This is a genomic window from Microcoleus sp. PH2017_12_PCY_D_A (assembly GCF_020738565.1).
GTDB lineage: Bacteria > Cyanobacteriota > Cyanobacteriia > Cyanobacteriales > Microcoleaceae > Microcoleus.
The window spans coordinates 63,206-83,857 of record NZ_JAEQCI010000040.1 but is presented as its reverse complement, the minus strand read 5'-3'; the positions used below and the strand labels follow the sequence as shown (position 1 = coordinate 83,857).

Here is a 20,652-nt window from a genome sequence, read left to right as displayed (position 1 = left end):
CGAACGTGAGTTTTTTTCCGAGATAATGCGGACTGAAGTCCTCACTACGAACCTGCGGACTGAAGTCCTCACTACCAACCTGCGGACTGAAGTCCTCACTACCAACCTGCGGACTGAAGTCCTCACTACCAACCTTAGTCTAGTTCGTTTTCAAGGATAGTTGCGATCGCACTTTTAGCATTATCCTGAAACTCGGCAACATCTACCCGACTCAACAGATACACAGCGAAAATCATACCCGCCGCCGGCACTGCAAAAACTAACCCGTAAGCCAACATCGGTACCCCAAACAAAGTCCTGCCAAAATCCAAAATAGCACCGCCACTAACCGTAGCAAAACCCCGCGCCATCGCTTGGGACAAACCCCAAGCGCCAATAAAAGTCCCCGCAGTTTCCGCAGCAGTCAAATCCAACATCAAACTCAGCGCGCCCGTCGTCGTAATTCCCGAAGCTAACCCGAAACACATTAAAGCCGACTTAAACACAATGGGATTACCAGTAAATCCCGATAAAATAATCAAGCCAAAACAAGCAGCCACTGACAAACAACCCAATCTAATCGTATTTTGCTTGCCAATTCGCGGCACAATTAAAAAACCAGTTGCGCTCAAACCGATGAGCACACCAGTACCGTAAATAGCATTCAACTGCGTACTTTCCGAAATCGGCATCTTAAAAATTTCCCCGCCGTAGGGTTCCAAAACTGCATCCTGCATAAACAAACAAATTGTCATCACCAGCAGGAAAGTAAAAAACAAACCGGTTTGGCGACTAGCAGTCAAAATCCGCAGCGCGCTTCCCAAAGTAATTTTATCTTCTCGATTAACTGCGATCGATCGCGATTTGTACCGCGAATACTTTTTTTCAACCCCAAAAGTTGCAATCCCCACCAACAGCAAAACCACCGCCGGCACCTTCACAAACAAACCGTTAATCGAAGCCTGCAATACTTCCCGCGGTACATCCCCATCAATCTGCTTCAGCAAACCGCTGCTGACAATCGCCCCGATAATAATACCAACCATCAGCATCGACCACACAACACCTACCAACTTCGATCGATCTTCCTCATCCGAAACATCCACCAACAAAGCAGCAAAAGGAGTCGAACTCGAACAAATCGCGATACCGTAAACTGCAAAAACCAAACCCAGCAAACCCACCCAGCCGTAAGTCGGAGTCGTCCACCCCACAGCCTCCAAACTAGCGCCCAAGCGCCACATCACCTGCACCGCCAAAAAAGCCGAAATTACAAACAACAGCCCTCCCAGCCACACGTAACCCGTGCGGTGATGCCCGAACAAAGGCTTAGCATCAGACATTTGCCCGAACCACACCCTCGCCGGCGCCACAAACTGGTGCATCGCCAGGGTACCCGCCACCACAGTAGCCGGAATCGCCAACTCCTTAATCATCACGCGATTGAGCACTCCCAGGGTCAAAATCGACATCATGCCCAGCCCCATCTGAAACAAGCCCAGGCGGAACATAGTCAGCAGGTTGACTCTTTTGATAGCAGCAGTCGCGGAATCTGTTAGTGTAGAATCTGGCAAACGGTCGATCGGCATAACTATTCAAATAAACACAGCACGACTCATTCATCGTAACTGAGATATCGCAACGGGCCACCATTATTCCTCCGGCTAGAAGCTCGTTAGCGAAGCCCTCGAAGAGGATCGCGATTATTTATATAAAAATAATAGACAATAAAGAATTGTGGATTTACCAACCGTGACAACCATTACCTTAGGACAAAATGGCCCAGCCGTCATTCCCCTGTGCGTCGGAACTTGGGCGTGGGGCGACAAACTATTTTGGAACTACGGCAGCAACTACGGCGCCGCCGAAGTAGAAGCAGCATTCAAAACATCCCTAGACGCCGGAGTCAACTTTTTCGACACAGCCGAAGTCTACGGTAACGGCTTGTCAGAAGAATTGCTGGGACAGTTTATCAAAAAAACCAGCCAACCCGTGCAAATAGCCACCAAATTCGGCCCCGTACCTTGGCGGATTACCGGAAAATCAGTTTCCGAAGCCTTAAGTGCCAGCTTAAAACGCTTGCAAGTAGAACAAATAGCCCTCTACCAAGTGCACTGGCCATTCACTTTTTTACTGAGTCAAGAAACCTTGATGAACGCCTTAGCAGATGAAGTCAAACAAGGCAGAATCCAAGCAGTAGGAGTCAGCAACTATTCAGCAGAACAGATGCGCGAAGCCCACAAAATACTAGCAGCAAGAGGAGTTCCCCTAGCAACAAATCAAGTCCGCTACTCCTTGCTGTCGCGGCAAGTAGAAAAACAAGGAATTGTACGTGCAGCCTCGGAATTGGGAGTAACAATTTTAGCATACAGCCCCTTAGCCCAAGGATTGCTCACGGGCAAATATACCGCCCAAGAACAACCTACAGGAGCCCGCAAAATGGACTCCCGCTTCAGCAAAGCCGGCATCGAAAAAATCGAATTAGTCATGTCTACCTTGCGGAAAATGGGCAGAAAGCGCGATCGTACCCCCGCCCAAGTTGCCCTAAACTGGTTGATAGCCCAAAACGGAGTCATCCCAATTCCCGGCGCCAAAACCGCAAAACAAGCCGAAGAAAATGCAGGCGCCCTAGGCTGGACTTTAAGCCAAGATGAAGTCAACCAATTAGAATTAATGACACGTCCCTGGCGAGACTAAATTTCTAATAGGTACGTAGTTGCGCTTGGGCGCTCTTTCCAAGGTACGTAGTTGCGCTTGGGCGCTCTTTCCAAGGTACGTAGTTGCGCTTGGGCGCTCTTTCCAAGGTACGTAGTTGCGCTTGAGCGCTCTTTCCAAGGTACGTAGTTGCGCTTGGGCGCTCTTTAAACGCAATCGCGCAACCACAAATAATGTACCAGATGCGCCCAATTACTACGCGTAAGGTGCGCAGTGCGCACCCTACTACAAACTCATTACCAGTACCAGATGCGCACTGCGCACCCTACTACAAACTCATTACCAGTACCAGATGCGCCCAATTACTACGCGTAAGGTGCGCAGTGCGCACCCTACTACAAACTCATTACCAATTACTATGAAACTATTAACTGACTGGGGTTTCACCCGCGAAGGCTTGCGTAACAACAGCCACGGCGAATATTTAGTATTGCTGCAAGTAGGATTGTTTGCAGCATTTACAATCTTGCCAGTTTATCAACTTCCAGGATTCAAAATCGAATCAACTCAACTACTTTATTTTAGCTGGACTATCGCAAGTATCCTCAGCTTAAGCGGATTAATTTTGATAGTCAAAGGACTAATAAATTTAGGGAAAAACCTCACACCTTTACCCTATCCCAAAGCAGGCGGAGAATTAGTCCAAACAGGAGTTTATGGAATAGTGCGGCATCCTCTGTATAGCGGCGGAATCTTTGCAGCCCTCGCCTGGACAATTTTTCAATTCAGCTTATCGCACTTAATAGCCACCGCAGTTTTATTGATATTTTTTGACATCAAAGCCAATCGCGAAGAAACCTGGTTAACCCAAAAATATCCCGACTATTCAGAATACCGCCAGCGAGTAAAAAAACTAATTCCAGGAATTTATTAATAGTTTTAGATTCCGGTTTGAATCAAGCGTTCTATGATATACTCAACGATCGCAGGCTGTAACGTTAAACTTGTTGATGCACCCTGATTGAGCGATCGCCGATTTTCGATAAGCGATCGCCCGGCCAGCGCCTCTAACGCTTCCATCAGTTCGCGTCCAGAAACTTTGGGCAAAATTTCAGCTTTTAACTTCTCAGGAGTCGCTGCTTCTTGATGAATAGCCAACCAGTACATGATTTGTTGTTGCAGGGGAGACAGGCGATCGAACTGGCGATCGAGCAAATCCCACAAATCGCTAAAAACAGTATTTCCTTGCGCTAAAAATGCCTGAATATCACCGCCAAAAATATTTTTAATCGTGGTGGCTGCAATTTTGATCGCCAGCGGATTACCGCCAAAGTAGTTGACAATATCTCTACTTTGTAGTAGTGTTGCCTTTAATCCTTTAGCCGCCAGGATTTGCTGGCATACAGGCGGTGAAAGGCCGCAGAGTTTGAGCGATCGCACCGGCAAATTTTCGCCCGATCGCACAGCAAACCCGCCCGGTTGTTCTCGTCCTGTTAAAATCAGACAACTTTGGTGTGGTTCGTCAGCCATGCGCCCAAATAACAGTCCGTAATCTTCATAACCTTGTTGATATTGTCCGCCGCGATTTCCCCCTTGCAAAATCGACTCCAGATTGTCAAAAATTAACAAACAGCGTTTTTGCCGCAACTGTTCTATGAGAGCGTGAATAGAGTTATTTTTGGTGGCTGAATTAGTTAAAATTGGTAAAATATTGCTGAGAATTACATCTAAGGTTGGTGCTTGCTGCAAACTGCGCCAGATCGCGAATTCAAATTGAGATTGAATTTGCTGGGCGAGTTTGACAGACAGAGAAGTTTTGCCGATACCGCCAATTCCAAAAATACCGATCGCGCGGGTAGAATTGCTGCTAATCCAAGTTTCTAAAGTTTCCAGTTCCTGTTGGCGGTTGTAAAAGTGGGAAATATCGATCGCTTCTCCCCAATCTTGGATGCAGTTATCTGGTGCGCTGCTGTGCTGGTAGCGGCGCAAGACAGCTTGAAGATTTTGTTTTGAGACTTTTTCACCAATAATTTTAGAGAGAGTTCGCCACAAATGCGAACCGACTTGTTTAATATAATCGTGTTCGTACAGTAAGCGATCGGCTATCTCTTGATAAGAATGTCCTTCCCAAGTTTCCAGAAAGACGAGGGATTGAATGTCATTGAGTTTTTGCTTTTTGTTTGCGGATTGTAACAAAATGTCGATTAGGGCGATCGCCTCTTGTGCTGTCATAGTTTGTTATTTTGAACTATTTACTATATTCACCGAATATTCTGAGTGGGGGTTCTTTTTCAGGATAGAAAACAAATTTACTGAATTAACCGCAAGGTAGTCCATTTTATATTCGGCGGTTGAAACCGCGTCTATACAAACAAAGTCCGCCTGCGCGGACTGAGAAATAAGAGGGGTATTGAACCCGGATTTGGGATGAGGTCAAATCTCAAATCGATCGAGTGAATTTACGTAAGTTTACAAAAGCTTGTCACTTTTTCTCACCGCCAGGGCGATCGGGGTGGCTTATTCTTTGAATTAAGTCCGACCAAGAGTTGCTCGGACTGTTGAAATTTAAACCACAGTCAATATTTTGACACTAAAGGAGAAATATGAAACCTTCTAACGAATGCTTTGAACTAATCAAAAAGTGGGAAGGACTCCATAAAAAGCTTCCTGATGGACGGATTAAAGCATACCTAGATCCTGTTAATATTTGGACAATTGGTTATGGCTCCATTGAGCATTTGGATCTCAACAGACCGATTGTAGAGGGTGATATTATCACCAGACAAAAAGCAGATCGATGGTTACAGATTGAGGTTGGGGAAAAAGCAGAAGATGTTGAGCGCTTATGCAAAGTTCAACTCAAACAGTGTATGTTTGATGCCTTGGTTTGCTTCACTTATAACATCGGCATTGGCGCATTCGGCGAGTCAACTCTGTTGCGAGAATTAAACAAAGGCAATTATCAAGGAGCAGCAAGGGAATTCGATCGTTGGGTACATGGTGAAGATAACGGCACAAGAAGACCACTGCCGGGATTGATCGATCGTCGAAACGATGAAGAAGCTTTATTTCGGCGCGATGGTTTTTCAGATCTAGATCCAGCAATAGGCTTTGTCACAAAGCCTAAAGATTTGGTTCAACCGCCGAAGGGAGATTTTCCCTATAAACCTGCTCCCGTACCATTACCGTTCACTCGTACCCTTCAGAAACGACATATTGGAGAAGACTGTTACATACTTAATTGCGCTTTAGCAGGACTCAAATTTCTTCGTTTAGGTTCTCAGACTAACGAATTTACTGAGATTACTGATAGCGCAGTTAAGCTTTTTCAAACCCGCGAAGCTATTAGCCGAGTTGATGGTAAGGTAGGTCCAGAGACGCGACGGGCTATAGAGAATGCTCTCAAGCGCGCCCGTGGAGACATATCTGTCAATTCATCTGGAATAGATGGAGGTGTATACTGCCGTCTCACACGTACAGGAGGAGATGCCTACCAAGGGCTTGAATGGTGCAAACTCGATTTCGTAAATCCCCAAGGGAATGTAGTAGTTGATTCATTAAATGTTGTTTCTGGTGCACCAAGCGATCAAAGATTTTTAATGTGGGACGATCCTGAAAGTCAACCAAATAATGGGGCACCTATCCCACAAGATAATTACTACATCTCAGATATCGACTGGGCTGGTGGCAAAGATAATTACAATGCCTCACACCCGATAAATGGGGACGGACTCGGACCTGTATACGTAGCTCTTGTTAAACCGCAAGAGCGTCATAGAAGCTGCGATCGAGAGGGCATTGGTTGTCGAGATGCATTCGGCTTTCATGGGGATTGGAACTGGATTCAAAGTCGTACCAGTCCAGGCAGTATAGGATGCGTGTGTCCTACTACAATTGATGATTTGAAAAAACTGGTGAAATTGCTCCGCCAGTACGATCCACGCCTCCTAGTTGTGGACTGGGGACTGTAGGTATTTTTAAACATTTAGGAGGTTAATCAAATGGCACATTCTTCTAGCCTTGAGACTCAAGCAAATTCTTCTGAACACGAAAAAGAATAAGTAAAGTTGAGTTATATGGATGATTAAAGCAGCCGGACGACGTGCTTGTAAAATCTGTTGTACTGACTGTTTTCAGCATAAGGTGTATCTACTTCAAATTGGTGCAAATTTAAATATGAGAGGACAATAAAAAATGCAACCTCAATCTTTAATTCCAGAAAAAACAAACAATTTCAAGGATGAAGTTAAAGAATCAACTCGATATTCACTTGAGGACAAAAGGAAAGATTTAGAGAATGAAGTTAAGGAATTAACTCAAGAAATGACTAGGCTCAGACGAATCAATCGGAACTGGGATGGAGGTTTAACAATTTCCACGATCGTTCTTACTTTAGTAATTACCCTGTTATCTACCTGGGATCGAATAGACGAGCAAGACAAAAAGATAGCTACTGGCATTCTAGGCGGAGCTATCGTTGCTATTCAATCAATTGGAAACGCATTTCCAGTTAAACAAAGAGCTGGAGCCTATCGTATTCTTCAAGCGCAAGCTAATAATTTGTTGACTGATGTTAAGTATGTAGAAGGTACAGAAGAATTGAAGGCTATTGAATCTCAGTTTTATTTATTAAGAAGTGATGCAGCAAAAACTGAAGGCTAGCTGACTTTATTGCCTTGATGACGAGCTGCGAAAGGCGTCGTCGAGTGCGATCTTACAAAGCTTTACAAAAGCTTGTCACTTTTTCTCACCGACAGGGCGATCGGGGTGATTTATTCTTTGAGTTAAGTCAAAGCAAAACTTGTTCAGACTATTCAGAGTTCAACCGCAGATGTGCGGTATAACCTGACTAAGAAAAGTATTGTACCGCATCTGCGACAAAATTATAAGTTCGACTGCTTTAGCTTTCGGTTGAGATGTACTTCAGAGTTTTCTGTTCGAGTTGAATCTAAAATATGAGGCTGTGTTATGTGGTTATTCAAGCAGATTAGGCAAGAGCCAGTTTTATTTCAGGGACTTATTCAAGCACTTTTTCCCGTGCTAGTGGCTTTCGGTGTTCTTCAGTTGCAGGAGAGTCAGTTAGCAACTTTATATGCTTTCACTGCTGCATTGCTATCCTTTCTTACCCGCACTCAAGTAACTCCTCTTTCAAATCCCAGAAATGATTCTGGCAATCGACTGGTTTCTAGACCCAGTAGTGATTAATGACTGAAAGATAGGTTGAGGGGTGCGATAGCCAAGCTATATTAAATTGTAATTGGTGAATGCCATGCAAAGCCAAACTTCAGGAACAACTTTCCCTCGCTGATGCCGAAATCATTTTAGGACGCTTGCCCGATCGAATTCAAGCCGCTCTAATTGCTCGTGCTGCTGAAATTGAATACCCGATCGAAGCAGTTATTGAGATGGCAATCGCCAGTTTTCTCGACACAGAGGCATTAGGTTTCGTAGATTGCAAACCAGGACGCGGGCAGTAAAACTGTAAAATCTTTTAAGATGCCGATCGCACCTCACGCCTTCATCTCCTCACCAAATAACGGGAAATGAAGGTTGCAGGTGCGATCGCCCTCTCCTCTGATTAATGACTGATGACTAATGACCAATGACTGATGACTAATGACTTTCATTCATGCCGCGTACCATCAGGCATCACCGCACCCTTTAAATTCGCCCCGGTCAAATTTGTATCCAACAGCAAAGCATTCCTCAAATTAGCACCCTTCAAATTAGCACCTTCCAGATTAGCCATCCACAGATTCGCCCCCTCCAAATTCGCCCCCTCCAACTCAGCATTAACCAGAAAAACACCTTTCATAAAAGCACCTGTTAAATTAGAATTTTTCAAATTACTCCCTCCCAAATAAGCATCTTCTAAAAACGCATTTTCTAAATTGCTTTTCTCCAAATTCGCCCCTACCAAATTGCTGCTTATCAGGTAAACACCAGCCAAATTTGCCTGTTTCAAGTTAGCATTTACCAAATTTGCACTCCACAAATTGGCATCTTTGAGGTTGGCTTTTTCTAAATTTACCCCTTCGAGAAAAACAGCGCCCAAATTAGCCCCAGAAAGATTGCACCCCCGGCATTCTCTGGTAACAAGCAATTGTCGGATTTGATGCTTGACTGACGAACTGTTGGCTGCGAAAATTATTAAACCTGTAGTTGCTAAGCCGATCGCCCAAAAAGCCGCCATCCCGATCGCACTTACCATCTTTCTTCGTTTCATGCCTCGCAGATCCGGTTTTTGTATAAAAATATACCCAGAATTTATAGTATTTACAATTAATATTTTGCTGCTTTCCCCGTTCCATGATGAAAAAACAGTTAAAAATTAAATTGCTAGCGATCGCCATTATACTCAGCTTAGCAATAATCGCTGTCGGGTGCGATCGCCTTCTCAAAAAACCCTTTCAACTCCCCCCATCAGCCAAACAAGAACCCTGGCCAGTGCAAACAGGCCTGCGAGTCGGCCTGATCCGCGAAAACATCCCAACAGTCAACCGCATTGTTTTAGTCCCCGACGAAGCCACATTCTTAGCAGCAATCCAAAAGTGGAACCTCAAAGGACACTGGCCCATTCTCATCGAAGATCAAAAATATGCACCGATGTTTTTGCAGCGCTTCCAACCCGAAGAAATCGTCCGTTTACCAAGCATCAAACAGGAACTCCCCAAAAATCAAAAACTCCAACAATTAATGCTGAAGGCAACAGCAGCAGCCTGGAATGCCACGAATCGTGAAACCTTAAAAGCAAAATGGAGGGAACTCGGCTGGGAACCGCCAGGAGCAGTCATCACATCAGAAAATGACCCCGCACGCTCAGCAGCAGTTGCCTTAGCAGCGGCCCGCGGGGAACCTTTAGTATTTCTCGAAGGCAACTTCGGAAAACCCAACGATAACCTTAATACCGCACAGTGGAAAAATCTGCAAACAGCAGTTACAAAGGCTGTCGAATCTACCGGATATTTTTACTCTCAACTCGGAGACGCGATCGACACAATCACCATTGTACGCCAACTAGCAGTAAAATATCAATCACCGCAAAAGCAAGACGAACAATTAGCTGTGACTGACGGTTTGGGACGGCACCCCAACGGCGAACGCTGGGCCGCCGCTGGCTGGATTTACGGTTCCCAAGTGCGATCGATCTATCAAGCCATGTGCGCCATATTTCTCGACAGCGAAACAGTTATGCTGTATGACAGTTACCCAAAAGAAGGAAATTGGGGAAAATATGAAATGGAGTCAGCAGCTAGCGGACTAAAAACCATAGGTTTGAATGTCGAATTAGTGCAAAAACCAGAATCGACGCTCCAACAGTGGCGGAGTTTAGCATCAAAACCGTGGACGTTTGACTTAATATTAATGAATTCCAAAGGCTATCCCAAATCATTTCAAGTCGGCGACGGCGATGCCTCAGTTGAGGATATACCAAAACTGCAATTTCCCGCAGCAATCCACATGATTCACAGTTGGTCAGCAGCAGATCCCGATGATGCAAGTACCGTTGCTGGCCGGTGGCTAGAAAATGGTGCTTACGCCTATGTGGGAAGTGTCAACGAACCTTTGTTATCGGCGTTTATTCCACCTAAAATTATGGTCGATCGCCTAAAACGAGGTGCACCCTTTTTAATCGCAGCCCGCCAGCTAGAATCGCCTCCGTGGAAAGTCGCCACCATAGGCGATCCGCTAATGTCGATCGCCAAATCCCGACCCAGAATCCCGGCCGCGCAACAACCGATTTGATATGATGCGCGATCGAATAACCGCAATAAAACAGGTTTGTAGTGAGGACTTCAGTCCTCAGGGGAGAGGACTGAAGTCCTCACTACAAACTTTCGATTTGAGATTTTTTGTTTGATCTAATATCTCAAATCGGAGTGTTTAGTTCCACGGATTTTTACCATAGTGCAAGCTCACTGACGCGATTGTGCGATCGCCCGAACCTCTAACACTGTAGATATAGTTAATTAAGATTATCACTCAGTTTATTGGAGTTTGAATGTCACTGAGCATACAATTATCACCTAAAATTCACTCACCCTCAGAAGCGGTCATTCCACCCCAGCCGCCAGTCCCAAAAATCCGCCATAAAATACGCCTTAATTAACTTGTCAATTCCCCTGAAATCACTCAAAATGAAAATAAGAAATAAAATGTAATATTTATCTAACTTCTCACAGAAGAATTAACCGCTAAATGAAAGCCACCCATCCTGTGGATCTGCTGCCGCCGGGCCCAACCGCAGAAACTCCGCATTCCTCCCGCCTCAGCCCGCTGTTCCACCGCCTGCATCCGAGCCCAGAAACCCTCCTGCTCATCCTCTCCCTAGTCATCGGGGGAGTTACTGGCGCAGGCGTCGTCACCTTTCACTACCTGATCCACTTGATCCACAGCGTGATGCTGGAAGACTTCATGGGGGCGATCGCTCGATCGGGATCTTGGACGCTAGCGTGCATACCCACCCTCGGCGGAGTCATCATCGGGCTGATGCGCTGGCGGTTTCGCGATTTTGGCCCGAATATGTCATCCTTAATTGCCGCGACGCGGGGGCTGCAAGAACTCTCCCCGCTCAAACCCATCACCAAAATGGTGGCCGCCTCAGTATCCCTCGGCACCGGCGCTTCCCTGGGCCCGGAAGCCCCCAGCGTCGAAATCGGCGCCAACTTCGGAATGCTGCTAGCTCAAGTCTTGCAGCTTTCCCCAGAAAGGCAGCGCTTGCTCCTCGGCGCGGGAGCAGCAGCAGGCTTATCTGCCGGGTTTAACTCTCCCATCGCCGGAGTCTTTTTTGCCTTAGAAGTCGTGCTCGGCAGCACCTTTGCCACTTCCTCAGTCAGCGTTGTTTTGCTCTCCGCCGTAGTTTCGGCGCTGATCGCTCAAATTTGTTTGGGAGCTCAGCCGGCCTTTGCTTTGCCAATCTACGATGTCCGCAGTCCTCTAGAACTGCCTCTATACATGGGATTGGGACTTTTGGCAAGCTGTGTGTCCTTAGCTTATACAGAAGCAATTCAATTGGCCGATCGCTGTTTTCAAGGAAAAACCCGAGGATTTGCTTGGCTGGGACGACTGCCCCGGCCGCTTCATCCCGTCATCGGCGGTGCGATCGTCGGTTTAGTCGCCCTGCAATTGCCTCAAGTTTTGGGTGTGGGCTACGAAACAGTCCAAGCAATGCTCCAAGATGTCAAATTTTCCTTGTCTTTGCTGCTGTTGTTGCTATTCGTCAAACTCGCTGTGACAGCAATCAGCCTCGGCAGCGGTTTAGTCGGCGGCATATTCGCTCCGGCGATGTTTTTAGGAGCTTCTCTGGGTTCGGCTTACGGCCTGTTTTTGGAAATGCTGCCGGCTTTGGGGGAACACGTTGCAGGCCCTGCCGCCTACGCCATGGTGGGTATGGCCGCCGTCCTCGCAGGTAGCGCTAGAGCACCGCTGACAGCCATTCTGTTGATGTTTGAATTAACCCGCGATTACCGGATTGTATTGCCTTTGATGGCCGCAGTCGGATTGAGTGTTTGGCTGGTGGAGTTTGTGAATCGCCGATCGGCAGCCCACAGCCTCAACCTCCAACAAATGGGCGTAGATGTGGCTGTCAATACGCCGATCCAAGCCCGAGAACAGTTGCAGGATTGGGAAGATGTTCTCGGAGAGCGCATTGTTACAGAACTGATTTCTTGCGAACTTCCCACCGAAGACGAAGAGATTATCGAGGAGCCAGCCTTAGTAATGGCTAATGCACATTTGCCACAAGATGTCAAGCCTTTGTCGGAAACAAAATAAGCGGTTGAAGTGCGATCGAATTCGGTTGCTTGCTGACCAAACTAATAACCAAAAACTTAAATATTGCAACCATGATATTTATCAACCCAAAAACAGATTACGCCTTCAAAAAAATCTTTGGTTCCTCAGAAAGCACAGACATCCTAATCAGCTTTCTCAACGCCTTAATTTATGAAGGAAATCCCACCATCCAAGACTTAGAAATTATCAACCCAAATCTGCCGCCCAAACTTGAAGGCTTAAAAGATAGTTATCTGGATGTGAAAGCCCAACTCAACGACGGAACTTTAGTAATCATTGAAATGCAAGTGCTCAACGTCCAATCTTTTGGCAAGCGAGTTTTGTACAATGCAGCTAAGACTTATGCTTTTCAGTTGGAAGCAGCACAAGGATATCGATTGCTGAAGCCAGTGATTGCTTTGACAATTACGGATTTTGAAATGTTTGCTAACAGCGAAGAATTCCTTTCTAGATTCGTGTACAAAGAAGTAAAGAAAAACTTTACTTATCCGGAAAACGATCTGGATTTAGTGTTTGTAGAGTTGCCCAAGTTTACCAAAGGACAGGAAGAACTTGAAACCTTAGCAGACAAATGGATTTATTTCATGAAATATGCGAAAAGTTTAACATCAGTTCCCGAAACAATGGATAGCATACCAGAAATACATGAAGCTTTTAATATTGCCAATCAAGCCAGTTTAAGCCGAGAAGAATTGGAAGCTTTGGACAGAAGAGAACAGTTTATTTATGACCAACAGGGCGCGATTATTAAGGCTCTTCAGGAAGGACGAGAAGCAGGAAGAGAGGAAGGACAGCGAGAAAAGGCGATCGCAATCGCCCGACAGCTACTTTCACGCCTAGATGACGAAACCATCAGCCAAACCACAGGGCTGAGCCTTGAGGATATACGGAATCTGCGAGAAAGCGATTCCTAGTTTAAAGTAATGGGGTAGGAAAATTCGATTTTTTATGTCACTGGACTATCCTGAATATGAAAAACTACGCAAGCAAAGTTGGTTCTTGGGATTGCTTTGGCGTATAGGTGACTACGGATATTATCTTGGACTATTTGGCGCATTAGGATCGCCATTAGTCCTGATTTATCAGCAACTCACAAGTCAAAAAGGTCATTTGCCCGCTGCTGCAGCTTTATTTCTTGGGTTTCTGTTAGTAGCATTCTTCGCCTGCATCTTTTGGCTCTCCGCACAACTTAAATGTTTTGCGTTGAAAAGAGGAGAGGCTTTAAACAATAAACGCTTAAAGCGACCTATCGATAGGAGGTAGAGCCGATCGCCCGCACTCAACCCCTCGATCGCACAGACAGTGGCGCTACACTCAACTCTGGGCTAAAATAATCAAATATTATTAACAATCGGCAGAGAGGGGCTTCGGTGGCAGGAAACGAGGCAACTGCAAAAAACAAAAGTCAGAAAACACCAGGAAAAACCCCCTTGGGTTCCAGTTATTACGGCTTGTTAGGGCTGCATCCTTCAGCCCAAGCCATCGAAATTCGGCGATCGTACCGGGAACTGAGCAAACTCTACCATCCCGATACCACCGACTTGCCGCCCGCAGTCGCTACCGCCAAATTTCAGCAGCTCAATAACGCCTACGCCACCCTCAGCAACCCAGAACGTCGCCTCGCCTACGACCTCAAAATAGGCTATTCTCGCCTGAACGTGATTCAGTCGCCCCCGGGCTTCAACACTCCGGTTTCGGGATCGAGTAAAAAAACTTCTAACTCGGCTTACCTAGATCCCACGGATCGCCCCCTGTCCCCCGGCGAAATATTTGCTCTATTTATCATGGGGGCTACTTTAGTCGGATGCTTGGTACTGGCGATCGCGATCGGGCTAATTCGCGGCAATTGACAACTAAAAGTTCTAAATTGCAAGATTAACCACAGTTTTCCCAATTCCCAATTCCCAATTCCCAATTCCCAATTCCCAATTCCTCATGACTCTTCCTTCCTCTGACACTCCTTTATACAGCCATCCACTGCCAGAAATCGAGCAGTGGCTGAGGGGCCGCGGCTGCCAGCAAGACCGGCGAGAACTCCACTGCTGGCAGATCGATCGACCTACCTGGAAAGCAGAACTCTCCCTCGATATCGACCAACTCACTGTCCGCTACATTGACGCCGGAGCCGACGGCCAAGACATTCAGCGAGCTTTCAAATACTCGCTCTCGCGTCACGACATTGAAGATGCCGTTTTCTCCGGCCCCTAATTTGATTTTAGATTGGCGATTTTAGATTTTAGATTCAGGAATACACTTGAGAATCAACTTAATTGGAAACTGAAAAATTAATCCAAAATCCCAATTACCAATCTAAAATCGTTTTTAGATTTTAGATTGAGGAATACACTTGAGAATCACCTTAATTGGAAACTGAAAAATTAATCTAAAATCCCAAATCCCAAATCTAAAATCGTTAGACTTTGCCAAAACGGCGATTGCGCTGCTGATAAGTAGACAAAGCGCGGTGAAACTCCGATCGATCGAAATCCGGCCACAGCGTCTCAGTAATGTAAATTTCCGAATAAGCCATTTGCCACAGCAGAAAATTGCTCAGCCGCATTTCCCCGCTCGTCCGAATCAGCAAATCCGGATCGCAAACATCAGCAGTATACAAATAGCGTTTAAATAAAACCTCATCAATCTCCTCCGGCTGCAACTTGCCCTCTTGCACCTGAGTGGCGATCGCCCGACAAGCCTGTACAATCTCCTGGCGGCCGCCGTAATTCGTCGCCACCCGAAACAAAATCCCCCGATTGTGCTGAGTAGCCGTCACAGAGCGCTCGATTTCCGCCTGCAAAGACTTAGGCAAAGCCTGCAAATTCCCCATAAATTGAATTTGCACGTCCTCGTCCACCATCTCCCGCAATTCTTGTCGCAGCTTCCCCTCAAACAAACTCATCAAAAAATCCACCTCCCCGGCCGGCCGACCCCAGTTCTCCGTCGAAAAAGCATAGGCTGTTAAAGCTGGAATTCCCCAATCTTTGCAGCAGCGCAGCAGTTCCTTGAGAGCGCTAGCCCCCCGCCGGTGTCCCGCAATCCGCGGCAACCCCTGATTCTTAGCCCAGCGCCCGTTTCCGTCCATAATCACTGCTATGTGCTTAGGCAGTAGTTCTTGTTGTAGATCCGCAGGCAACTTTTCCAAGCAAATTCCTTGACTCATGGTTTCTCCCAATTCCCGACTAACGGCGCAGTATCCGCTTTAATAGTGTTACTCCCTTCAATCCTATCTGCCGTCCGAAATTGCCGATCGGAATAGGAGTCACAACTCTTTCTCCCTCCGACGGAAACAACTTGGCTTCCAGCAATTCCTTAAGTTTGCTGCTAGTCAAAGGTCGATTTAATGTGCCCATCTGCGCCAGAGAAATAGAACCCGTTTCCTCGGACACCACGACGCACACGCAAGCTTGCACCCTTTCTGTAATCCCCATCGCCGCCCGGTGGCGGGTTCCCAACTGCCGCGACGCGCTGCGATCGGACAAAGGCAAAATTACCCCAGCCGAAACGATCCGCGAAGCTCGAATCAACACAGCTCCGTCGTGGAGCAAAGTTTGCGGCTGAAAGATAGTCTGCAACAATTCCTTAGATACTTCCGCATTTAGCTTCACTCCCGGAACTGAAAAATCCCGATCGTCGATCGGAGAATCTGTTTCTACAATTAATAAAGCGCCCGTGCGGTTTTGCGAAAGTTCTTTTACTGCGTCCACAATTTCATCTATTACGCTGTCCGGTTCGGGAGTTGGTCGGCGATCGCGTCCAAACAATTGTATAATTTCCCCCCGACCCAATTGTTCCAGAAATCGGCGAAACTCCGACTGCAATATTACCGCCATTGCCACAGCAGAACCCGTCACCAAGCTGTTGAGCGCCACGTGCAACAGTCTCAATCCAGCCCAGTTGCTCACCGCCGCCGCCAGCATCAAAATAATAAATCCCCGTACCATCCAAAGCGTCCGGCGCTCCCCGACAATGACGAGCACCAAATACGCAAGCGCAAATACCAGTCCAATATCGATCGCCTGAATCAATAAAGACTGAACGAGGCCAAAGTCATAGCCAGATTGTTGATTGTTCATGGTTCATCGAACGCTACCGCCTGTGAACCGCGAACCGTGATGCACTCGAACCCATGAACCATGAACAGTTGTTATTCCAATCGCGTTACTGAACAAGCCAAAAGTAAAAAGTTCAAAAACAATCATCAAGAAATCCCAATGAATCATCTTACTTTTTACTTTTTACTTTTTATGTTTTACTTACTTTTCTTTTAAGTTCCGAGTCTTTTAGGAAGGCGGTCAAACCTCAGCAAATCCTCGTCAGTTTCCCGCTCTAAAATCGTGTGAGCTTCCCCATCTTTCACTAAAACCGCTGCCGGTCGGGGCACTCGGTTGTAGTTAGAAGACATACTGTAATTGTATGCTCCTGTAGCCGTAACGGCGAGAATATCTCCGGCCTGACACTCCGGCAATTTGGCCTCTTTAATCAGAATATCGCCTGATTCGCAGTGTTTCCCTGCAATGGTCACTGTTTCCGTTAACTCAGCAGACATTTTGCCGGCTGCGAGGACTTGATAAACTGATTGATAGGTTATGGGACGCGGGTTGTCCGACATTCCGCCATCTACAGATAAATACGTCCTAACTCCCGGAATGACTTTTTTAGAGCCAACCGTATAAGCTGTGACGCAAGCTGTACCCACGAGCGATCGACCCGGTTCGCAAAGCAATTTCGGTAATTTCTTCAATTGCTGCCGATCGCAAGCTGCTACCACTGCGGTGCAAACTGTCCGAGCCCAATCTTCAATGCTTGGAGGATCGTCCGCTTCAGTATAGCGAATGCCCAACCCGCCGCCAATATTAATTTCTGTCGCTGGCAAACCATAACTCTGCGCTTTTGTCAAGGTCTCAACTATGACTTCGGCTAAATCGTCATGGGGTTGCAGTTCAAAAATCTGAGAACCTATGTGAGCGTGGACTCCGACGCAAGATAAGCAGGGCTGTTTGCTGATGAACTTAAATACGTCATCGAGCGAATTGGGATCGAAGCCAAATTTACTGTCGATTTGACCCGTCTTAATGTAGTCGTGGGTGTGACACTCAATTCCCGGAGTAAACCGCACCATAACTCGTATCGATCGATCGGTTTTGCTGCTTCCCAAGGCTGCGAGAGTCTCTAAATCGTGCCAGTTGTCGGCTACGATCGCACAGCCGCTTTCGACAGCTAGCTCGAGTTCCGCGCGGGACTTGTTGTTACCGTGGAAGTAGATTTTATCAGGGCTAACGCCAGCTTGCAGTGCAGTGCGGATTTCGCCGGCAGATACGACATCGATGCCTAACTCTGCCGAAGCTGCGATCGCGCAAACCGCCAAACAACTCCAAGCCTTAGAAGCATAGAGCACTTGAGTTTCGCCCGGATAGTAATGCTTGAAAGCATCCCGGTACTGGGCGCAAGTCGCCCGCAGCGTTTCTTCGTCTAAAATGTACAGTGGCGAGCCAAATTGCTCTACCAAGGCTGTCACCTCGCAGCCTCCGATTTCCAGCACATCGCCGTTCACATTGGCTGTCAGCGGTAAAAGTTCTTGATTGGGCGATCGACTTTTCAGGGATTCTGGATACTCAGACGGGCGATCGAGTCCAGATTCCGCCGTGATAGATTGAGTTGATACTATCGGCGCCATAACTCTCCTTGGTTATTTTCATGCGTCAGCATTGCTCAGTCAGCATTGCTCAGTCAGCAGCGAACAGTCGCTGCTGTAGACTAAAGTCTGGAGACTGATTAATTACTTGACAATAGCAAAAAAAATTTAATCGCTACTTTATTTCCTAGTGTACAATTGACCGCCGTGCCTTTTCTAGAAATTAAACATATCAACGCCGAACACCTCAACAGTGCAGTCGAGCTCGATCGCCTGTGTTTTGGCGGACTTTGGACGATCGAAGGCTACAGGCGCGAGTTAGACAGTCCTAACAGCGATTTACTGGGTTTGTGGGTATCCGACACTGGTGCTGGCGTTGCAGAAACATTCGACAGCGAACTCGAACCTGTTGATATTCTCACCCCTCAAAACGTGGCGGGCACGCACCATCCACCGCCCCTACAACTTCTACCAACCCTCATCGGTTTGGGTTGTCTGTGGGCAATTTTAGAAGAAGCTCACATTACCATTTTGGCGATCGATCCGCGCTTTCAAGGTCAGGGTTTGGGACAAGCTCTGCTTTGGGCATTGCTAAAATCGGCAAACCGCAGACAGTTAGAAAGGGCAACTTTAGAAGTGCGAGCCTCTAATTTAGTCGCACTGTCTCTGTACCACAAATTTGGCTTTCAGGAAGCTGGAAGGCGCAAGCGATACTACGCCGACACAGGTGAAGATGCTGCGATCATGTGGCGCAACGGCCTTGAAAAACCGCAATTTGAGCAATATTTGGCGAAGGAAAAAGTTAAAATTTGCGATCGGCTCCAGGAGAAAAAGTGGCATTGGGCGATCGATACTTTGGAGTTTTGAGCAGCCTACTTTGGGGCTTATAGTTATGCTAAGAATTGAATTTATACCAATTTTTTATGAAGCTGCTCCCGAATCCGATCCCCCCTAACCCCCCTGGTGGGAGGGGGGGACAAGATTCTTTTCTTTCGTCCCCCTTCAACCAGGGGGATGCGAGGGGGATCGAGATAGGTGCAACGACCCATTAAATTGGTATTACTGAAACTGAAATCAAATCTCTGCATTATGAGCGCTTTCATCATCCTCACAGGCAATCAACCTCAGCATTAAACTAAACATCTGCCTGTTGAACCCGACTTAGGGCTTTGCTTCGCGATTCTATAATTTGACCTATCTCGCGCCCCAAGCTTGGTTGACGTTCAATCATCGTATTTACAGCATCGGAGTAGATGACAAGAACTTGCAAATCGTCAACAGCGGCGATTGATACCGGACTCGGTTCCCCACTAAATAGTGCCATCTCGCCAAAAAACTCACCACGCAAGATAGTCATTACCTCTAACTCCATGCCAAATTTGTTTGTAATAGTTACCTTAGCCTGACCTGCAATGATAATGTACAAAGCATTACCAAGCTCCCCCTGGTGGATGACTTTCTCTCCCGCACCAAACTTCTGTAAAATAGTTCCCTTAGCTAAGTCATCCAAATTTTTTGGTTCTCTAGCTAATGGCATAAATCCGGGAATTGAGTGCAGGTTTTGGGCTAACTTACTTGAAACGCTATCTGCCTTATCAGCAGCTTCCACAGCATAGGAGTATCGATAGCGATATAGCGTCAGGTTGTTTCGCTGCGCTGCGTACCAAATTCGCGTCATAAATCGATCGAGTATCTGGTCCCCATCTTCAAAGTTTTTGATAAAGAACTCCACCTCATACATAATTGCAGTCTCATCATAGGATTTGGTTTTAATCATTGGTTCGGGTTCGGCTAATACTCCTTGTGTAGCCAATGCTGTACTTATTAGTACCTGCTTCACGAGGTTAGGAGGGCTATCGTAGGAAAAGCCAATATTGAGGCGTTGGTTATAAATGCGTTCTGGTTGGCTGTAATTATGGATGATTCCTTTTCCAATGAACTGATGAGGAACAATAATCATCTGGCGCTGGGGAGTTAGCAGCCGAACAGAGCGCCAATTTATATCAACTACCTGACCTTCGATATTTCCAATTCGCAACCAATCACCCACACTGAAGGGGCGTTCCAGAAGCAGCGCCATGCCAGACATGACGCTCCCTAGTGTGTCCTGAAGCGCCAAACCGATCACAATTGAACTCACGCCCAATCCCGTAGCAAGACCTGCCAAATCAGCACCCCACACTGCCGCCAGCACGATCGCAGTTCCTAAAAGCACCAAAAAAAACTTAGAAAGATCGATCAGCAATTTGGGCATCCGTGCCCGCCATGTATTTGCCTCAGCTTCTTCAAACAAAATCACATTAAGCAGCGAGAGAAAGGCGTAGATAACAGATATCCAGAACAGCGTTGCAACGAGCTTGGAAAAATTATCATTAACGTCTAGTTTCAGGACATTTCTGATAAAAATCATCAGCATTAAGACGGGCAGAACAAGGTTTTTTACAACCACCAGGGTGGTCGCAAACGGTTTACCGCGCCTCTGTAGATGATAAATAACCTCTCCTAGTAAAACAACCAGGAGTGGGAATCCCAATCCGACAATTACCGCCCAGGTCTGCCAGTCGTTGGAAAATCTTAAATTACTCATAGAC

General features: G+C 46.6%; 19 protein-coding genes. 12 read left to right on the top strand and 7 right to left on the bottom strand.

Annotated features, from left to right (window positions below; genetic code table 11):
• Window positions 1-134 precede the first annotated feature (134 nt).
• Window positions 135-1,568 (bottom strand): BCD family MFS transporter, encoded by a 1,434-nt coding sequence (locus JGK39_RS12585; RefSeq protein ID WP_293251623.1) that lies wholly within the window; start codon window positions 1,566-1,568, stop codon window positions 135-137.
• Window positions 1,569-1,731: 163 nt separating this feature from the next.
• Here JGK39_RS12585 and JGK39_RS12580 point away from each other — a divergent pair, with 163 nt between their 5' ends.
• A complete protein-coding gene (locus tag JGK39_RS12580) occupies window positions 1,732-2,676 on the top strand; it encodes an aldo/keto reductase (protein WP_293251767.1) in 945 nt (314 codons plus the stop codon).
• A 376-nt stretch (window positions 2,677-3,052) separates the two neighbouring features.
• Window positions 3,053-3,568 carry an isoprenylcysteine carboxylmethyltransferase family protein gene (locus tag JGK39_RS12575; protein WP_293251621.1) on the top strand — a complete coding sequence of 172 codons (516 nt, stop codon included), beginning with the start codon at window positions 3,053-3,055 and terminating at the stop codon, window positions 3,566-3,568.
• Window positions 3,569-3,573: 5 nt separating this feature from the next.
• Here JGK39_RS12575 and JGK39_RS12570 read toward each other — a convergent pair whose 3' ends face one another.
• The gene (locus JGK39_RS12570) at window positions 3,574-4,866 is read right to left on the bottom strand and encodes an NB-ARC domain-containing protein (RefSeq protein WP_293251619.1); all 1,293 of its coding nucleotides are present in this window, start codon (window positions 4,864-4,866) and stop codon (window positions 3,574-3,576) included.
• A 371-nt stretch (window positions 4,867-5,237) separates the two neighbouring features.
• Between JGK39_RS12570 and JGK39_RS12565 the strand changes: the two genes are divergently transcribed.
• From JGK39_RS12565 to JGK39_RS12555, 3 genes are all read left to right on the top strand, one after another.
• On the top strand, window positions 5,238-6,605 hold the full coding sequence (locus tag JGK39_RS12565) for a glycoside hydrolase family protein (RefSeq protein ID WP_293251617.1): 1,368 nt from the start codon (window positions 5,238-5,240) through the stop codon (window positions 6,603-6,605).
• 223 nt (window positions 6,606-6,828) lie between these two features.
• Window positions 6,829-7,296, top strand: coding sequence for a hypothetical protein (locus JGK39_RS12560; protein WP_293251615.1), 468 nt, complete (start codon window positions 6,829-6,831; stop codon window positions 7,294-7,296).
• Window positions 7,297-7,898: 602 nt separating this feature from the next.
• Window positions 7,899-8,111 carry a hypothetical protein gene (locus JGK39_RS12555; RefSeq protein WP_293251613.1) on the top strand — a complete coding sequence of 71 codons (213 nt, stop codon included), beginning with the start codon at window positions 7,899-7,901 and terminating at the stop codon, window positions 8,109-8,111.
• A 146-nt stretch (window positions 8,112-8,257) separates the two neighbouring features.
• On the opposite strand, the gene JGK39_RS12550 is transcribed toward JGK39_RS12555, so the two are convergent.
• Entirely contained in the window at window positions 8,258-8,860 is a 603-nt protein-coding gene (locus JGK39_RS12550; RefSeq protein ID WP_293251611.1) for a pentapeptide repeat-containing protein, read from the bottom strand.
• Between the two features lie 83 nt (window positions 8,861-8,943).
• On the opposite strand from JGK39_RS12550, the gene JGK39_RS12545 reads away from it, so the two are divergent.
• The 6 genes from JGK39_RS12545 (at window position 8,944) to JGK39_RS12520 (ending at window position 14,637) form a co-directional block, all read left to right on the top strand.
• The gene (locus JGK39_RS12545) at window positions 8,944-10,380 is read left to right on the top strand and encodes a hypothetical protein (protein WP_293251609.1); all 1,437 of its coding nucleotides are present in this window, start codon (window positions 8,944-8,946) and stop codon (window positions 10,378-10,380) included.
• Between the two features lie 453 nt (window positions 10,381-10,833).
• Window positions 10,834-12,408: a chloride channel protein gene (locus JGK39_RS12540; protein WP_293251607.1), complete on the top strand. Its 1,575-nt coding sequence runs from the start codon at window positions 10,834-10,836 to the stop codon at window positions 12,406-12,408.
• Between the two features lie 71 nt (window positions 12,409-12,479).
• Window positions 12,480-13,343 carry an Rpn family recombination-promoting nuclease/putative transposase gene (locus JGK39_RS12535; RefSeq protein WP_293251598.1) on the top strand — a complete coding sequence of 288 codons (864 nt, stop codon included), beginning with the start codon at window positions 12,480-12,482 and terminating at the stop codon, window positions 13,341-13,343.
• A gap of 34 nt (window positions 13,344-13,377) precedes the next feature.
• Window positions 13,378-13,692, top strand: coding sequence for a hypothetical protein (locus JGK39_RS12530; protein ID WP_293251596.1), 315 nt, complete (start codon window positions 13,378-13,380; stop codon window positions 13,690-13,692).
• A gap of 107 nt (window positions 13,693-13,799) precedes the next feature.
• On the top strand, window positions 13,800-14,279 hold the full coding sequence (locus JGK39_RS12525; protein WP_366048865.1) for a J domain-containing protein: 480 nt from the start codon (window positions 13,800-13,802) through the stop codon (window positions 14,277-14,279).
• An 85-nt stretch (window positions 14,280-14,364) separates the two neighbouring features.
• Window positions 14,365-14,637 carry a DUF3143 domain-containing protein gene (locus JGK39_RS12520; RefSeq protein WP_293251594.1) on the top strand — a complete coding sequence of 91 codons (273 nt, stop codon included), beginning with the start codon at window positions 14,365-14,367 and terminating at the stop codon, window positions 14,635-14,637.
• A gap of 205 nt (window positions 14,638-14,842) precedes the next feature.
• Here the strand turns inward: JGK39_RS12520 and JGK39_RS12515 are convergent, their stop codons facing one another.
• The 3 genes from JGK39_RS12515 to lysA all read right to left on the bottom strand — a co-directional run bounded on the left by JGK39_RS12515 (window position 14,843) and on the right by lysA (window position 18,094).
• The gene (locus JGK39_RS12515; protein WP_293251592.1) at window positions 14,843-15,589 is read right to left on the bottom strand and encodes an isoprenyl transferase; all 747 of its coding nucleotides are present in this window, start codon (window positions 15,587-15,589) and stop codon (window positions 14,843-14,845) included.
• 19 nt (window positions 15,590-15,608) lie between these two features.
• Complete coding sequence (gene cdaA / locus JGK39_RS12510) at window positions 15,609-16,502, bottom strand: diadenylate cyclase CdaA (protein WP_293251590.1); 894 nt, start codon at window positions 16,500-16,502, stop codon at window positions 15,609-15,611.
• Window positions 16,503-16,693: 191 nt separating this feature from the next.
• Entirely contained in the window at window positions 16,694-18,094 is a 1,401-nt protein-coding gene (gene lysA / locus JGK39_RS12505; protein WP_293251765.1) for a diaminopimelate decarboxylase, read from the bottom strand.
• A gap of 174 nt (window positions 18,095-18,268) precedes the next feature.
• Here lysA and rimI point away from each other — a divergent pair, with 174 nt between their 5' ends.
• The gene (rimI, locus tag JGK39_RS12500) at window positions 18,269-18,928 is read left to right on the top strand and encodes a ribosomal protein S18-alanine N-acetyltransferase (RefSeq protein ID WP_293296484.1); all 660 of its coding nucleotides are present in this window, start codon (window positions 18,269-18,271) and stop codon (window positions 18,926-18,928) included.
• Window positions 18,929-19,196: 268 nt separating this feature from the next.
• Here the strand turns inward: rimI and JGK39_RS12495 are convergent, their stop codons facing one another.
• A complete protein-coding gene (locus tag JGK39_RS12495; RefSeq protein ID WP_293296482.1) occupies window positions 19,197-20,648 on the bottom strand; it encodes a mechanosensitive ion channel family protein in 1,452 nt (483 codons plus the stop codon).
• Between the last annotated feature and the right edge of the window lie 4 nt (window positions 20,649-20,652).

Coding starts and splice junctions, on each gene's coding strand:
- JGK39_RS12585 (WP_293251623.1), bottom strand. CDS start 1,568: ATGCCGATCGACCGTTTGCCAGATTCTACACTAACAGATTCCGCGACT.
- JGK39_RS12575 (WP_293251621.1), top strand. CDS start 3,053: ATGAAACTATTAACTGACTGGGGTTTCACCCGCGAAGGCTTGCGTAAC.
- JGK39_RS12570 (WP_293251619.1), bottom strand. CDS start 4,866: ATGACAGCACAAGAGGCGATCGCCCTAATCGACATTTTGTTACAATCC.
- JGK39_RS12565 (WP_293251617.1), top strand. CDS start 5,238: ATGAAACCTTCTAACGAATGCTTTGAACTAATCAAAAAGTGGGAAGGA.
- JGK39_RS12560 (WP_293251615.1), top strand. CDS start 6,829: ATGCAACCTCAATCTTTAATTCCAGAAAAAACAAACAATTTCAAGGAT.
- JGK39_RS12555 (WP_293251613.1), top strand. CDS start 7,899: ATGCCATGCAAAGCCAAACTTCAGGAACAACTTTCCCTCGCTGATGCC.
- JGK39_RS12550 (WP_293251611.1), bottom strand. CDS start 8,860: ATGAAACGAAGAAAGATGGTAAGTGCGATCGGGATGGCGGCTTTTTGG.
- JGK39_RS12545 (WP_293251609.1), top strand. CDS start 8,944: ATGATGAAAAAACAGTTAAAAATTAAATTGCTAGCGATCGCCATTATA.
- JGK39_RS12540 (WP_293251607.1), top strand. CDS start 10,834: ATGAAAGCCACCCATCCTGTGGATCTGCTGCCGCCGGGCCCAACCGCA.
- JGK39_RS12535 (WP_293251598.1), top strand. CDS start 12,480: ATGATATTTATCAACCCAAAAACAGATTACGCCTTCAAAAAAATCTTT.
- JGK39_RS12530 (WP_293251596.1), top strand. CDS start 13,378: ATGTCACTGGACTATCCTGAATATGAAAAACTACGCAAGCAAAGTTGG.
- JGK39_RS12520 (WP_293251594.1), top strand. CDS start 14,365: ATGACTCTTCCTTCCTCTGACACTCCTTTATACAGCCATCCACTGCCA.
- JGK39_RS12515 (WP_293251592.1), bottom strand. CDS start 15,589: ATGAGTCAAGGAATTTGCTTGGAAAAGTTGCCTGCGGATCTACAACAA.
- cdaA (WP_293251590.1), bottom strand. CDS start 16,502: ATGAACAATCAACAATCTGGCTATGACTTTGGCCTCGTTCAGTCTTTA.
- JGK39_RS12495 (WP_293296482.1), bottom strand. CDS start 20,648: ATGAGTAATTTAAGATTTTCCAACGACTGGCAGACCTGGGCGGTAATT.